The sequence below is a fragment of the Bacillus sp. AF62 genome (assembly GCF_050312695.1).
GTDB classification, from domain to species: domain Bacteria; phylum Bacillota; class Bacilli; order Bacillales; family Bacillaceae_G; genus Bacillus_A; species Bacillus_A cereus.
The window spans coordinates 1-14,847 of sequence record NZ_JBNPJZ010000023.1 but is presented as its reverse complement, the minus strand read 5'-3'; the positions used below and the strand labels follow the sequence as shown (position 1 = coordinate 14,847).

The following is a 14,847-nucleotide window of genomic DNA, read 5'->3' as shown; positions in this document are numbered from 1 at the left end:
ACACTTGAAAATAGCAGACAGAGTTGCTTATTGGCAGGTGTAGCGATTTTATTAAAAAGATTTTAAACAGGTTCTTACAACAATTAGCGCTCAAACGAGGATGTTCAACAAGAAAAATGGCATATACTGTATTACATTTTATGCTCAAAACAAAGTAAAAGAATCCAACCATAAAAGAAGGATTCTTTCACAAGGTATTCGTCGGAAAATGACTTCATCTCAGGAATTGAGTTTCGCACACTCACTTCCTGTTTTTATGTTATAACAAATCTAACATATTGTTCAAGTATATTATTTGGAAGCCTTAGCATACGAGCGTTCTCTGATTTCAGCGCAAAGTTGATCCATTTGTTGTTCTGTAAATTCTTCTTCTCTTATGTCTCCAAATGTTGCTGAACCAAGAAACACTTCATCATCACATTTAATATCCCAGGATTCAAAAGGTTCCTCACCTTTTGAAACTTTCTTAGTGAATCGCCTCCATTCACCATTAATGTTTAATAAATCATTCCATGATTTATTATGCAGTATTCGAAGTGTAAACTCTTTTTCAGAGTAATAAAAATCATATATTTTCTCTTTTTCAATGAATTGTGACCAATCAATTTTAATTTCTTTTTCTTTCTCTGGTAGCTGTCTTGGAGTTGTTTCTTGAAGAGTATACAAATGGAATGGGAATGAAACTAATTCTTCCCCTTCTATGTCTTCCATAATCCAAAAATTATTTTTAGTGTCACCAGAATAATATCGGTACCATTCACCGGTATGTGTTTTGAATACGTGTTCAGTATGTTGTTTTGTTTCTTTGTAGTATGTTTCTACAATGCACATTTTTATAAAGCGACTTGTAGTATCATATGTAATCGATGTACAAGGAAGTTCTTCTTCCCCTATAAACCACTTTTCTGTTTTACCATTGTTTTCAAATTCGTAGCCTTCATAACGTGCGAAATCTAAAGGATTAGAATAGTCGTTAGCATATTCTTCTGAATTGAATAATTCTTTTAATTCTATGGCCGTTTTCAATGGTAGCTCATTTATTTCTAATAATTTTTTGACATCATTATCAATTTGAATATTATAAGACGATAAAATTTTTTGAATTGCTTCCTTGAATCCTAAATCATCAAAAAACAAGCATTCATACTCATCTGGATTAAAATTTTTTTCGAGTACCAAACGGTCTATGTCTGGAGCATCTTGCATGTTGATCCATTTTTCAGGGTATTGCAAGTCTCCTTTTTTAATAAGATATCCATTTAATTGTATATACGTTTGAATCTTATTAGCTGGAAATACCACATAGTCATAATTAGAGTTGTCTACTTCAAATATTCTTTTCCCATCTAGTAAAATTTCCATCGTGTTGCCCCCTATATTTTTATAATTTTCTATATTATTTTACCATCTAATGGTACCTTGGTCTTTTTTTATACAAGTTTTTTATAGGATATGTGAAACAACCTTTTTAAAAAAGGTTGATTTTATTTTTTGTAGACAACGGATGACAACGTATATCAGACAATCAATGATGAATATTCTTTACCAAAGCAATTATCAAAGTGGATATCAACCTTGTAACCAAAGAGTCTATCATGATAGTACTATCAAAAGAAATCTTCAATTATCACATGTTTTTAGGGGATTTTGAGTTTTGTTTATAGTAAGAGGAACGGAATGAGAAAAAGGAGGAGGAACAATGAATAATTCTTATGAGATTATTGGTAATCAAATTAAATATTATTTGAGGGATAATCCAACGAGAGGATGGACAACATACCTAGTCCGCAATTTCGAAGTGTGAAAGAAATTACAGAATGGTGTGGAAGTTCAACAAATGAAATTATGTGTGGGTGTGATGCGCTCAATCAAAATGCAATGAGTACAACGGATACAACAGATTTCTTATATAGGTGGATCAGTTGGTATGTGACAGAACCATTAGACAGTACAGCACAAGAAATACGCAAGTTACCAGATGAACTTGCGAGTTTCATAACACATGTACCTGTTGATACATTTGAACTCATTAAGAATACCTCTCATATGGTGTTAGATTGTATATGCTTTGTATGGGACTGGATACCAAATTTGTTAACGATATTCTTTTTTTAGGAGGGAAAATATGCCAAAGCGAAAAGAAACAATTTCTTTTCAAGCCTTTATGGACCAATCTTATAAGAAGAAAAAGCAAACAAAAATATATAGTATTGGCCCTATTAGTCCGTTCGCATTTTTTCATATGTCATCACCGCTTGTTCATACGTATGTAGCCCTGGGAATAGTAGGTGGCCTTACAATTGGAGCTGTTTTGTTGGAAACATACTTAGTACGAAATGATTATGTTTTTGCATCCAATCTCCTTTCTAATGGTCTGTATTACGGTGTAAGAATTGGAGGAATTGGGTTCATTGGTTATGCATTTATTCGCATTTTACTCATGTTATAAGGAGGGTTACCAATGAAAAGATGGTTAAAAAAGAAAAAATATAAATATCAGTTAGAAGAAGTATTTAAGAAAGCGAAGCTATATGATGAGCACATGACACGAGGTGGAAAGGTCCCCATTTATCCTACAATTCATGATGTTTACGAAGGAAAGGAAAGTGTACGGTACACTTTTACACTACCTAATGGCGTTGATCCAGCTCAAATTCATAAAAAATGGTTCTGTTTTCAGCAAATATTAGGTGAAAATCTTATGATGGAAGGTACGATTAAAAAGTTTGTACTCCATGTATTTCATTCTAATGCAAGTTTACAGCCTTACGATTACAGTTATAAACAATGGCAACCATTATTAAAACGATATCGTCTTCCTGTTGTAGTAGGGCGGGACCAATTCGGAAATGTGATTGTGTATGATATGGTTGATTCAAATACACCTCATTTACTGATTGCGGGAGAAACAGGAAGTGGAAAAAGTAGTATGGTGCGCGTGATTTTAGCCACATTAATCCAACATATGTCACCAGAACATTTACATTTGTACCTGGGGGACTTAAAAAATTCAGAGTTTCATTTTTTAAGAAGAGTGAAGCATGTGAAGTATGTTTGCATGGAAGAACACGAAATGACAAGTATGTTATCAAAATTATGGAAAGAGGTATTGTATAGAAGAAAGGTAATGGAGGAATATGAGCTAGGTCATATTGATGAATACAATCAAATAACAAAAGATAAACCCTTACCATATATTTTTATTGCTATTGATGAAGTAGCGATGCTACAGGACGAAAAGGAATGTGTCACCATAATAGAAAAAATATCAGCTGTTAGCAGATCGCTTGGTATCTTCCTTATACTAAGTATGCAACGTCCAGATGCAAAAAAATACTTGATGGTAAGTTAAAGCTCAATTTGACGGTAAGAATGGGCTTTAAATGTGCAGACTTAATTAACAGTAACATTGTGGGGACGCCTGGATCAGAAAATTTAAGTCAATCGGGCCAAATGATTTTAAAATTAGATGGTTTAAAAAAGGTGCAGGCTCCTTTTTTGGCATTGGACCAGGCAAAAGAAATAATAGAACCGTATCGTTTATCTAAAGAGCAAAGTGTACAAAAGGAAGAACAGGAGCATCAAGAAGACAAAATCTTTGGGGTGTTAGATGATGCTAACGAATAGAGATAAGCAAATTATAGGCCATTTACACCAATTTAGATGTATGTCGCGTGATGATATTATTGATCTTCATTTTAGAAATGTTAAAAATGCAGTAACTTGCTGTAATACTGTGACAAAGCGGTTAAGCCGCGAAGGATATATTGATGTAGATACATCACAACGTCCATACGTGTATTTTCCTTATCCAAATACGATTCGTAAAGGAAGTCAAAAGATACGTCATTTTTTAGCGATTGTAGATGTATATAAGCAGTTATTACGAACCGAAAGACCGAAGATATTTCAAGTAGAACCTAAGTATAAGAAAGGGTATATGGAACCCGATATATTTACCATCTGGCGTAAAAGCCCATTTTTTATAGAAGTCCAGAACTCTATTTATAATAAGGCTACGATCCAAACGAAAATAAAACGTTATGAATCGTATTTTCGTAGTATGGAATGGAAAAAAGAATCCTGGCAACCGAAACTTAATATGGTATTCCCCTCACTTTTAATCCTTACTGACCTCAAATATCCAATCTCTAGTTCTAATTTCCGTATTTTTCAAGCACCCTCTATTCAGCATTTTCTTACACAAGTACAGCAACCGAAAGACATTTCGGTTCAAATAGGTTCAGTCAAAGCAAAATTATGAAAGCACAAGATACTGTTTCTTGTGCTTTTTACATATCCCAAAAATCATTAATTCTAGCGTGAGGATCAATTTTTCTAATAGTATGTAATAGTTTTTTCATGATTTCAGGTTTTGGGATATAATCTGTATCTCTACATGCTTTACTAATTGTTTTTGTGGACACTTTAGATTTTTTTGCTAGCTCTTGTTGTTCAATTCCTTGCCGATCTAACCACTTTTTTAGTTTGGTCCTATTTTTGCGGAAAAACATTCTTCTCACTCCCATAACTGTAATTTTTTATTTACAATTATGGACAGGAATGAGAACTTACATACACTCCAATTTACCCTAAGGTAAATTGGAGTGTAAAAAGGTTCGATTTATAAATCATTCACACGAACGATTTATTGATAATTTCATTTGGAATGAGGTATACATACAATGCAAAGATTTGACTTACGCATCATACAACAAATCTTTGCAAGGCGCTTTCTCAAAAAAATCAAATGCGTCTATTCTTAGAGAACGTGAATAAGGACAGTTTTGTTTTACTCATATAAAGTAAGTGAGTGAAAAATGGATAAACAGAAAGGGATGGGACATAGTACATTTTGAGTATTAACTCAAATTTGTATTGGGGTGTGAAATGATGACAGGTTTATTCGTTGTATTAGGATGCACGCTTGTATTTTTTCTTGTGGCACAAATTTTCACTTCACCATCTACCTATAATCCAAACAATGATGCACAGAGGGCGAAATGCTCTAACAAATTAGAGAAGAGAGTATATGATGCATTGCGCTTTAAGGGTTATTATCCAATTGTGCAATATAAAGTACCGAATAAACGTTTTAAGTTGGATTTTGCATTTTTTTCTCCAAATGGCTTGAAAATAGATGTAGAAATTGATGGGCCTTTTCATCGAACACCAGAAGGAACCAAACGAGACAGAAGAAGAGATAAATACATGAAAACAAATGGTTGGAAAGTAATTCGTATTACTGATATTTCTTTAAAAAATGGATTTGAAAAACAAATACTTTTGCTGGTGGCAACATTAAATGAATGTGGGATAGAACCTTCTAAAGAACCAGCTCTTGTTTTGTTAGAAGAAAAATGAAGACGTATGATGAAATTATCATACGTCTTCATTTTTTGAAAAGAGCTTAGACCAGAATCCTTGTTTTTCTTTTGGAGCATTAAGAACTTGTTTACTTTCTTTTAACTCTACATGTAGTTGCTCAATTTGTTTGGATTGTTCTTGCAATAGTTTTTTTTGTTCAATCATTTCATTTGAAATGACACCTAACATTTTCTTTAACTCATTATTTTCTTGCGTTAAACCCTGTAATACACTCATTACATTTTCATAACGCGTTATATAATGCTCATTTTCGTCTGTGACGGGGGGCGTAATGGGCGCTAAATTATTGAGAGGATTCATTGATATAATAGCATTTGCGGCATCATCTAGCGTCATAGACTTAGTTTTACTTAATTCTTGTATTTTTCTTAGAATTATAACGTCCTTGTCAAAAAAACCGCGTTGGTCATGGTCGTTACGGTGGAAGTTATAGCCGCGGTCTTCTAATAAACGGGCATACTTACGGATAGTTCCTTCCTTAACTCCTAATAATTCAGCGACTTCGCGGGTCCAGTAAACATTTTGTATATCTGTTACGGCGTCATGTGACACGTCACATACACCTCCTTTTCGGATAATATTATACACTTTTTAATAGAATCCTTGTGTATTTAATAAAAAAAGAGTTGCTCTTATAAAGAACACCTCTTTTTGATTGCATTATGCATATGGATCATCTTCTAAATCATTCAGTTTATTCCACGATGTATTTTCTTCTTCATCATTGGATTCCCCAGGATTCGTTATTTCTTGACTTGTTTCGATATGAGTTTGATTCGAAACAGGTGTATGAACAGTTTTTGAACCCTCATCATGTTTGATTGGTAAAGGTTGTATTTCGTTCTCCAGTGTAAATGTATATTTACGTGGTAAAATTTCCGCTACATCTACATTACCAATTTGTTTATGAAGTTGTTGTGCCGCATACAAAAAGAACATTGTAAGATCACTTTGTTTGTTAATAAAATCGATCATGTCTGATGAAATGTCTTTCTTAATATAGACATTTGCTCTATCACCAGCTTTGTATATTTTACGAGCCATTATTTTTCACCGACAGGAGCAAGCGCTTTTTCTTTTAATTCTTGAAACCTTGGAGAGCATGTGTACACAAGTAATCCACGTGCATTTACGAAAAGTGGGTCTTTTAAGAAAATGACATTTGTTAAACGTCCTTTTTGCTCTAAAATTTGCTGTAGGCTTTCTTTTACGATTGCGGCACCGCCACCATAAATGAATACATATGGATCATCTTTCATATCATCAATTTTATTAATAATATCAGTTGCAATTCGATTTGCTAAACCTAATAATGCGCCACGTGATGCCTCTTTTAAACGAATATGACGAGGATGTTCTGAATCAAGATAAATTGCATTAAATTCAGCAATACTGTCTATTGTCTTTTGTTTATTGTTTAAGTTCCAAACCTTGATAATATCAAGTAAAGTTTCTTTCACTCCATATGGTAAACCACGACTCATTTTATGTTTAAAACTAACACCATAAGAAACAACTTCTTCTGTCGTACCAGCACCAATATCGAAAGATAATATTGTTTTGTTAACAAAGTCTATTTCTGTGGTTTTGCCTTCTGTAGCTTCTACTTTTCTTTTGATGGTTTTACCTTTTTCATCGTAAACGATTCCCCATGAACCCGCCGCACCTTCTGGTAAACACTTGCAAAATTCAATTTGGATGTTAACTACTACTTCACGTCCGCTTGGGTGATGGAATTTTACCGTATGATGATTCATATAACGTTCTACAAATTCTTGTGCTGTTTGAGGCGTGATTGTTGCGACCGGTAATGCAACAGAAAGATCATAAATAACATCAATTTTATCTTTATTTGGTTGTTTTTTCATAGCTGTAATTGCTAAACCAGCTAATGTAACAAGTAGCACAAGATCATCTTTCGATTTATCCGATTTCTTTTCCATTTCAATACCTTTAATGTTTTCATCGATCACTTTTTGACCAATAATGTAACGCAGATTGTTTGCTTTTAAGGTAGGTGATGAAATTGTAACATCAATGTTGTTTTCTAAATCTTCAACAGAAATATCCTCATCACTCAAAATGTGTGTTGCTTCTCCAATGTGATGTGAATAAATACTTGGTATGAATAAAGGATCAAGACCTAATACATTTAACTTTAAACCACTATTTCCCGCATCCGCACCAGCTTTCAGAATTGCCATATATAAAAACCTCCTAAAGATTATTTTTTATCAATCAACTTAATTCCATTATATGCTAAACTGTTTTAAAAAGTCAATACAATTACACACAAATTAAAACAACTTAATACAAATCAATACAAAATTATTAGTGAAAATCTATAAAAATCATTAAAATACAAACATTTTTCGTATTGATTCGCATTTACTTGTATTCATTTGTATTGACTTTTATTGATTTTTACATGATTTAATTGTTTTTAGATCGTGGAGCTGACTGTCTTTTTGAAATAATCCACTTTTGAATTTTTAGGAAATTATTTCGGGGTTAAAAAATAGCATAGAAAAAGCTCTAGTTTTGCTGGCACCAAGGCTTTTTTTATGCTTGTATAAAACTCTTTTCATTGCTGTTTATTCCAAAATTGAACGTATCTATGCAGGGCCTCAACGCTTTTTAATCCCAAAAACGCTTTGATTTCAATGGGTTTCATGCCATGCTGTAGGGCATTTAATATAAAACGGTTCTGTAGCATAGTAGACGTTATATGGATTTCAGCGCGTTTTGCTTCTTTCTGTAACATGCGTTGTACAGCGATTCGAGTTAAAGCGGCGGGGTGATCGTTTTCATAGTCCCATCGGAATGTTTGCGGGCCAAAATCAAACGCCACAAAAAAGGGATCGCCCGTTTGTTGGCGTGGTCTTACAAGGTTAGGAATCTTGTTGTAATAAGATAAGGAAAGTTTTACATGCTCTTTTGAAAGGGTAATAGATCGTTTGTAGGCGTGCAATCCTCCTGGGGTAATGGTATTCGTTCCAAAGTGTATATCATGCATAGAAAGCGTAAGAATGTCCTGGATAGATAGCCCATAATCTAACATGAAATGAATTAATAAAAGGTTTCGCTTCAAAATAAACTTTCTTCCTGACGCCTGGTAGTCGGTTAATCCGTTATAACTACGCATGACGCGGAATAGTTTTTTTATTTCTTGATCTGAGGCAAAGTGTTTAGAAGTCAACCCAGGAGGGGAGACATCACTTTTTAAATCCTGGGCCGCACCATGAAATTGTAAAAAGTTAATCAGAATACCTCGTACACGCTTGATATTAGAAATTGACGCCCCACGTTCCTTTTTAAGAGCTTTTAAGTATCTTTCCAATATTATTTAATCAAAAGAGCGAAAAAACGATTCTGGAGGCGATTTGACGTGTCTCTGAATCCATGATGTAAAAAGTGTGAAATCGTAGCGATATTGTTTAACGGTGGAAGATTTGCGGCCATGTTTTAACAAATCAGCAAGGAAAACATCAACAGAAAGTTCCCACGTCATGTTTATATACCCCTTTGTCCTAAAAATTGTGTACCGAAATTATATACGAGAAACCTATAAACGAGCAATAGGGGATTCTAGGTCGTGATTTTTGTGTGTGTGTGGGGGGGGGGGGCTTGTGTTGAATGCAGGGGCCAGGACATTGCGGGGCTACGCGGAGACATATGGACCTTGCTAGACAGGTCGTGATGTTGTGATATAGGGGGATATATGGATGTATTGTGATGAGTGGAAGGCGAATGATGGGCCGATGTTGAGGGAGGACGATATGCGAGGAATGGGAATGGCCGCCGCCCGGCCTACGTAGTTTTTTGAAAATCTGTCTGTCAACGGAATCTGATTCATAGCTGAATCAAGATACCCTTAACAGGAGAGCTTCGTTTTTCTTTTTCTTTATGTATGTAGAATAAAGCTAATGTTTGTGTACATTAACCTTAATTTGCACTTATGCCGAAATGATGCCGCGTTTCATCATGTATACATTACATAGACATCATATTCACATTACTTTGGCATAACATAAACATCAGTATTATTGCAGTATGCTTGGATAGAATTAGGATTGATAATGGATACACAATTATCATGATATGTAGGAAAAGCAATGAATACAGCTACTAACTATTAATGTGTTTGTTCGGAAATAGGATGAGCAACTGAAATACTGTAGATTTATATATTAAGTGAAGAGAAGATTTTTATTTTGATATTTTAATCAATTTTTGGATGATATGTAGAAGTTTATAAAAAAAGAAACTCCCGATATAGGAAACTCCTTATAATTAAATCTTGTTTTTAAAAAATTAAAAGCATTAAATACATTAGAATTTATTTTTGCTCAATAAGCCTTACTCTTACAAGGGATTAGAGATTTCTTCTTATTTAATTACTGATTTAAAAGCAGGTTCAATTTGAGTTTAAATTTATAGTGGATTTGTTGTGAAAAACGCCCTTAATTTATAAAAGTATAATAGATTGATAATATGTTTAATCTATTAAAATAAAGAATGGCATGACAAAAAGCCTTGTTAGATATGAATTTTTTGAACAAGGCTATAAAACAATTATTTTTTGTAAAAAACGAGATTTACGCGTTTGGATCAAGCATCTTTTTGAATAAATCTAACGGGATTGTACTCTTATTTGATTTTCTCAATCCTATATTTCTTATGTTTTCTTGCGCTTGTTGCTGTCTACGCTTCCTATTTGCAGTTAACTGTTTTGTATAGATTTTCATGAAATGAGCGGGCGTACTTTCTTGTGATTTGTTTATCTCAAAAAACTGTACACAATCCTCAAAAGTTTTTCTTGCTTCCCAATCTACGTCTGGCGGCATACGCAATGCGATTGTATAAGCATCTTTTTCAGTAATATTTGTATCTTTACTTATGATATATATATATAGTTTCTTTTGATCTTCGCTCATAAACTCATCCATTTCGCGGAAGCGTAGTTCTAGCTTTTCACCCGAATTAGGGGCATTCATTGGCTGTTTTTTTACTTTTACTTCTTCATTTGTAGGAGCAACAGCATCCAATATATCTATTCCCTGGCATGTAGGCACAGTTGGTTTTTCGGCTTGTTCTGTAGATTTCTCTTGTTTTTTACTTAGTCTTTTAGATAGAAACTTTGTAAATGTAGAAAAAATATCAATTGAAAACGCCCATTTTTGCTTAAAATATTCAATGATTTTCAAATAATTGGTATTGAGGCTTAATATGTAAATAGATGGTGCAATCTTACCATGACGTCTTGTTTTGATTTGATGGCATACCTCAAGGTCCTCTAACCATTTCAGAATAAAGTTGATGATCGGTATAGAAATACCCGATTTTTGACTGATTTGTTCTTGTTTCATTTGAGAGTATCCTTCTTGTACTAGGTAAGATAAAACAACTTCCAGTGCCTTATAGCGGCGTGGTGTTTGTATGAAGAAATCTTTAGTGGTTTTACCTTCATGTTCGAACAGAATAATATCAATATTTTTAATTACTTTTTGTACTGTTTTATTGATAGCACCTCGCGGAACATGAACCAGGTGTGGACTTAATTCTCGTTTTGCTTTACTTAGCAAAAAGTTATTTAGTAACACAAAAAGACCTCCTATTTTTCCCAAAACACACACTTGCAGAAAAATGTTGGGAAAATAGAGGTTCTTATTCACACTACATTCACTTTGTGTTATAATCTACGTATAAAAGTGAATATTAATATGTAATATAAAAAGCTCTACTTCCCAGGGACTTTTTAATTGGTGTCTAGCCGGCAAGCAATGAACCAATTAAAAAGTGGTGCGGTAGGGTTTTTTTTTATGGTTTTTAGAATTATTTGAAAATAAACAAAGACTTATTATTTCTCAATTTTTTTCATATCTAACATAGTGTACAATACTTATTGTATAGTTCTTTAAAAATAATATCAATACTTAGTATATAAAATGATTATACAAAAGTATAACTCGAAATTAAAAAGAGGGTGATGGTATGGGAATACTTCATCAAACATTTGATATGCAGCTGAAAAATGAGGGGAAATCTTGGACAGCATTTAGCAAAGAATGTGGCGTATCCGCATCCTCTGCTTGTGAATGGGGGACTGAAGGGAAAGAGATTTCAGCTTTTTCATTTTCGAAAATGGCATATAAAATGTTTCCAGATGATGTTGAAGCTTTTGAAGGTGTTTGTAAATATTTAATGTCAACGTACACTAAAGAATATTTGTTAAATGTAAAAAAACTATTTATTATCGCATACCAAAATGGATATACTGAAATTTTGGAATATATAGTTAACTTGTGTATTAATCATGAAAATCGAACGATGAGAAATTATTCGAAAATATTTACTTTATTCTGCGAGAGACTTTATAAAACTAAGCCAATTGATGAAATTTATTTAGAAATTGATTATTTAAGAAAACCAGCTTTATCACAAGAGGCTGAATTCACAGTATTATGTGATGTACTAAGGTTATTAATATTAGGTGATAATGGCAATTTTAAAGTGTTTGAATATCATATGAATAGAGCTATGAACACTTTAAATTTACTAAAACAAAAAGAATCTATTAGTTTGTATAACTTTTGGATAACTGATCTTTACAGCTATTCCCTACTTAGGCGAGGAAAAATTGAAGAATTTAAAAAACTCAATGATTCCTTGCATAATTATGAACATTTAGAGTTTTTTCCAGTTATGCGCGCATCTTTGATATCGAGAAAGGGTGAAAGTTTGATTTTTGATTCATATGAAAGAGCAATTGAAAATATGGAAAAGGCACTAGAAATTTGTATAAAACGAAAATGCTATTTTAAGAAAGATGTTATTTTGAATAATATTAATTTTTTGACGTTGTATTGGAATCGTAATATTGATACTATAGATTATAGAAAACTTCATATAGCAGAAAAAAGTTTTTATTGGTATCGAAAAGGAGATAGAGTAAAGGCGCTTGCTATATTAACTACATTAGAAAAAAAAGGTCCTTTGACTCCAATCCAGTTGTGCTATAAAGGCATGATAACAAATGATACCGCGCTTATAGAATCCGCTATTGACGAGTTTAAATCAAATAATGAATTTTATTTTGTTCAGTTTGCAATTGAAATGTTAAATATGTGTGAAAAAAAGATAAAGATTGGGGGATAGTAAATGAAAAAAATACTGGGAACTTACAAGTATTTTATTGTTTTTTTATTGCTTCTTCAGTTTTTTTGTGTGAATAATTCTACTTCGACTACTCAAATTGCAGAAGAAACAAAACATAAAACCAATTTCATGATGATATCCGATCCCGGTGGCTCAGGATAAATAAAATAAACGAAGAAAAGACATCATAACTGATGTCTTTTCTTCGTTTATAAAGCATTCTGCATTACCTAAAATTAGGAAATGGCGAATGGGATGAGGTAAGTACACTTCAATGGAGGTTTATTTATGACTAATATTAAAGAAATTATCGAAATAATTATAACTGATAGTAATTTAGACTTAGAGTTTTGTAGTCATTTATTTGATAAATGCGAACAATATATACAAATCGATGAGTTATGAAGGTGTAGACTCATTATCTTTATTTTTTTGATCTATATCTAATTTTAGTAAATCGGCGTACCGAAGAATTTCTTTTTCAATTTCAGCTTTATATTGGTCAGGTACGCTTTTATATTTTTCGTAAAGCGCAGCAGTTAGACGTTTAATAGGGTCTTCACAATCCCCATTTGATTTATGGTACATATTTAAAATCTCGTTATTGTCTATTGTTTTTTCTACTAATTCGGATACACTTACCCCAAAAAAATTTGCAATTGGAACTAATTTGTCGCTATTTGGTATTCTACTTCCACTTTCCCAAGTTGTTAAAGTTACATAAGGAATGTCTAGTTCATTAGCTAAGTCTTTTCTACTCATAGCCCTCATACCTCTAAGTTTCTTCAAGTTTTGTCCAAAGGTATTCATGTAAGTTCCCCTTTCTGTTATATAAATAAATTATAATAAAGTATAAAAAATTTATATTTTTTTATTGACTGTCAGCTTTAAGCGTTCTATAATAAGGATAAGGAGGTGATACAAGTGTATAACAATAATCGATCTACGGTTTTTAGAAAAATACGTGAAGAGCATTCAATTTCAATTGGTGAAGTTGCAAGGGACTTAAATATTAAAAAAGGTGTCTTGCAAGAAATCGAATGTACAAAAAAAAGTACGAATGCTGAACGCGCTAAAATGATTGCGAATTACTTCAATTTACCAGTAGAAGAATTATTTATTCCAACATATTACAGAGCAAGAGTTATATAATCTTATCTTTTAAACGCGTTCTATATTTTGGAATAGAATAGGTTTATAAGTAAGACAGTACCTATTTTACATTACATTTGTAAAGATATGTGATGCAGATAATTAATTTACTTAAAAAAGCACCAGAGGGTAAAAAATTTCTAAAAAAATAAACAAAATATTCTAATTATTAAGAAAATTAATATTAAAATGTTCTTTGAAAACTGAATAATCCTAAAGGAGCTGTAAAAATGGTTTTGAAACAATCGTATCAAACACTACTACTCTTTACGAGTGTACTTTTATTTGTGATGAGCTTCTTGATTCCGCTGAATCAAGCTAGTGCGGAGGTAATCAATCGAGAAAGGTATCAGATGGATTGGGCCTATAGTCCGCAATATGGGAAAGATGTTCGTACAGAGCTTCTAAAGAACGCTAGTGGTCAAATTGCGTATTGTCTAGTATACGGTTTAAAATCCCCAAATGGAGAGGATTTACCCGAAGCGGGCAAAACAGATGATGTATCTTATCGTGTCTTAATGAATGGGTATCCACAGAAAACACCAGAAAATTTAGGTGTTTCCACTTGGCAAGAAGCCCATTACGCAACGCAATTAGCTCTTTGGAATGCACTTGGCCAGATTTCCGTTGATGAATTACAGTTCAAAAATGCGGCTGTTGAAAAAGCGGCAAAGAATATCATTCATACGGCAAATCAAAGCCAGGATACACAAGATGTTTGGATGAATGTCATTCCAACGGATAAACAAGAAGCACAACTAAACGGTGAATATTTCGAAACAACAACATACACCGTTCAAACAAATGCAAAAAAGAGTACATTCCAAGTACAAATGAACAATGCACCACAAGGCACACGCATTGTTACAGAACAAGGTGAAGTAAAAGAAACGTTCCAACTAGGAGAAAAGTTCCGTATTCAAGTACCAAAATCCTCTAAGAGTAGTGAACTATCTCTAAAAGTCGTTTCAAATCTAACAAATATTCATGCGATTGTATATAAAGGAACAAGTACGATTCAAGACGCAACTGTATTGCTAGAACGCAGTACAGAACAAGTAAGCAAAGACTTGTAAGCAAAGACTTACAAGTATTCTGGAAAGCAAAGGGCGCCTTAAAAGTAATGAAAGTGGATGAAAATAAAAAGCC

Annotated in this window: 13 protein-coding genes and 4 pseudogenes; 9 read left to right on the top strand and 8 right to left on the bottom strand. The window is 33.0% G+C overall.

Going from position 1 to position 14,847, the window contains the following annotated elements; all coding sequences use genetic code 11:
- Positions 1–291: 291 nt before the first annotated feature.
- On the bottom strand, positions 292–1,362 hold the full coding sequence (locus tag ACQRBL_RS03545) for a hypothetical protein (RefSeq protein ID WP_197265791.1): 1,071 nt from the start codon (positions 1,360–1,362) through the stop codon (positions 292–294).
- 337 nt (positions 1,363–1,699) lie between these two features.
- On the opposite strand from ACQRBL_RS03545, the pseudogene ACQRBL_RS03540 reads away from it, so the two are divergent.
- The 4 genes and pseudogenes from ACQRBL_RS03540 (at position 1,700) to ACQRBL_RS03525 (ending at position 4,264) form a co-directional block, all read left to right on the top strand.
- Positions 1,700–2,115: pseudogene (locus tag ACQRBL_RS03540) on the top strand (hypothetical protein).
- 10 nt (positions 2,116–2,125) lie between these two features.
- Positions 2,126–2,449, top strand: coding sequence for a hypothetical protein (locus ACQRBL_RS03535; RefSeq protein WP_197265792.1), 324 nt, complete (start codon positions 2,126–2,128; stop codon positions 2,447–2,449).
- 12 nt (positions 2,450–2,461) lie between these two features.
- Positions 2,462–3,627: pseudogene (locus tag ACQRBL_RS03530) on the top strand (FtsK/SpoIIIE domain-containing protein).
- Entirely contained in the window at positions 3,611–4,264 is a 654-nt protein-coding gene (locus tag ACQRBL_RS03525; protein WP_411996631.1) for a replication-relaxation family protein, read from the top strand. Before ACQRBL_RS03530 ends, ACQRBL_RS03525 begins: the two are co-directional and overlap by 17 nt.
- Positions 4,265–4,292: 28 nt before the next feature.
- On the opposite strand, the gene ACQRBL_RS03520 is transcribed toward ACQRBL_RS03525, so the two are convergent.
- Positions 4,293–4,514, bottom strand: a complete 222-nt coding sequence (locus ACQRBL_RS03520; RefSeq protein ID WP_000466107.1) for a helix-turn-helix domain-containing protein — start codon at positions 4,512–4,514, stop codon at positions 4,293–4,295.
- Positions 4,515–4,893: 379 nt separating this feature from the next.
- On the opposite strand from ACQRBL_RS03520, the gene ACQRBL_RS03515 reads away from it, so the two are divergent.
- Entirely contained in the window at positions 4,894–5,364 is a 471-nt protein-coding gene (locus ACQRBL_RS03515) for an endonuclease domain-containing protein (protein WP_197265798.1), read from the top strand.
- A gap of 18 nt (positions 5,365–5,382) precedes the next feature.
- Here ACQRBL_RS03515 and ACQRBL_RS03510 read toward each other — a convergent pair whose 3' ends face one another.
- The 5 genes and pseudogenes from ACQRBL_RS03510 to ACQRBL_RS03490 form a co-directional block, all read right to left on the bottom strand.
- Entirely contained in the window at positions 5,383–5,940 is a 558-nt protein-coding gene (locus ACQRBL_RS03510) for a MerR family transcriptional regulator (protein ID WP_023524048.1), read from the bottom strand.
- 108 nt (positions 5,941–6,048) lie between these two features.
- Entirely contained in the window at positions 6,049–6,432 is a 384-nt protein-coding gene (locus ACQRBL_RS03505; protein ID WP_411996632.1) for a hypothetical protein, read from the bottom strand.
- On the bottom strand, positions 6,432–7,592 hold the full coding sequence (locus ACQRBL_RS03500; protein WP_411996633.1) for a peptide ABC transporter substrate-binding protein: 1,161 nt from the start codon (positions 7,590–7,592) through the stop codon (positions 6,432–6,434). The genes ACQRBL_RS03505 and ACQRBL_RS03500 overlap by 1 nt, the downstream gene beginning before the upstream one ends.
- Before the next feature lie 380 nt (positions 7,593–7,972).
- Positions 7,973–8,899: pseudogene (locus ACQRBL_RS03495) on the bottom strand (tyrosine-type recombinase/integrase).
- A gap of 1,087 nt (positions 8,900–9,986) precedes the next feature.
- Entirely contained in the window at positions 9,987–10,991 is a 1,005-nt protein-coding gene (locus tag ACQRBL_RS03490; protein ID WP_411996634.1) for a Replicase RepFR55, read from the bottom strand.
- 391 nt (positions 10,992–11,382) lie between these two features.
- Here ACQRBL_RS03490 and ACQRBL_RS03485 point away from each other — a divergent pair, with 391 nt between their 5' ends.
- Together ACQRBL_RS03485 and ACQRBL_RS03480 are read left to right on the top strand one after the other, a co-directional pair.
- On the top strand, positions 11,383–12,546 hold the full coding sequence (locus tag ACQRBL_RS03485; RefSeq protein WP_197265795.1) for an AimR family lysis-lysogeny pheromone receptor: 1,164 nt from the start codon (positions 11,383–11,385) through the stop codon (positions 12,544–12,546).
- 3 nt (positions 12,547–12,549) lie between these two features.
- Positions 12,550–12,708 carry a hypothetical protein gene (locus tag ACQRBL_RS03480; protein ID WP_180235802.1) on the top strand — a complete coding sequence of 53 codons (159 nt, stop codon included), beginning with the start codon at positions 12,550–12,552 and terminating at the stop codon, positions 12,706–12,708.
- A gap of 237 nt (positions 12,709–12,945) precedes the next feature.
- Here the strand turns inward: ACQRBL_RS03480 and ACQRBL_RS03475 are convergent, their stop codons facing one another.
- Entirely contained in the window at positions 12,946–13,356 is a 411-nt protein-coding gene (locus tag ACQRBL_RS03475; protein ID WP_098859280.1) for a helix-turn-helix domain-containing protein, read from the bottom strand.
- Between the two features lie 114 nt (positions 13,357–13,470).
- Here ACQRBL_RS03475 and ACQRBL_RS03470 point away from each other — a divergent pair, with 114 nt between their 5' ends.
- Together ACQRBL_RS03470 and ACQRBL_RS03465 are read left to right on the top strand one after the other, a co-directional pair.
- Entirely contained in the window at positions 13,471–13,698 is a 228-nt protein-coding gene (locus ACQRBL_RS03470) for a helix-turn-helix domain-containing protein (protein WP_000282643.1), read from the top strand.
- Positions 13,699–13,928: 230 nt separating this feature from the next.
- Positions 13,929–14,847 (top strand): annotated as a pseudogene (locus ACQRBL_RS03465) (thioester domain-containing protein); the annotation flags it as partial.

Bases quoted from the DNA above. Each gene is read 5' to 3' on its own strand.
- ACQRBL_RS03545 (WP_197265791.1), bottom strand. From the start codon at position 1,362: ATGGAAATTTTACTAGATGGGAAAAGAATATTTGAAGTAGACAACTCT.
- ACQRBL_RS03535 (WP_197265792.1), top strand. From the start codon at position 2,126: ATGCCAAAGCGAAAAGAAACAATTTCTTTTCAAGCCTTTATGGACCAA.
- ACQRBL_RS03525 (WP_411996631.1), top strand. From the start codon at position 3,611: ATGATGCTAACGAATAGAGATAAGCAAATTATAGGCCATTTACACCAA.
- ACQRBL_RS03520 (WP_000466107.1), bottom strand. From the start codon at position 4,514: ATGTTTTTCCGCAAAAATAGGACCAAACTAAAAAAGTGGTTAGATCGG.
- ACQRBL_RS03515 (WP_197265798.1), top strand. From the start codon at position 4,894: ATGACAGGTTTATTCGTTGTATTAGGATGCACGCTTGTATTTTTTCTT.
- ACQRBL_RS03505 (WP_411996632.1), bottom strand. From the start codon at position 6,432: ATGGCTCGTAAAATATACAAAGCTGGTGATAGAGCAAATGTCTATATT.
- ACQRBL_RS03500 (WP_411996633.1), bottom strand. From the start codon at position 7,592: ATGGCAATTCTGAAAGCTGGTGCGGATGCGGGAAATAGTGGTTTAAAG.
- ACQRBL_RS03485 (WP_197265795.1), top strand. From the start codon at position 11,383: ATGGGAATACTTCATCAAACATTTGATATGCAGCTGAAAAATGAGGGG.
- ACQRBL_RS03480 (WP_180235802.1), top strand. From the start codon at position 12,550: ATGAAAAAAATACTGGGAACTTACAAGTATTTTATTGTTTTTTTATTG.
- ACQRBL_RS03475 (WP_098859280.1), bottom strand. From the start codon at position 13,356: ATGAATACCTTTGGACAAAACTTGAAGAAACTTAGAGGTATGAGGGCT.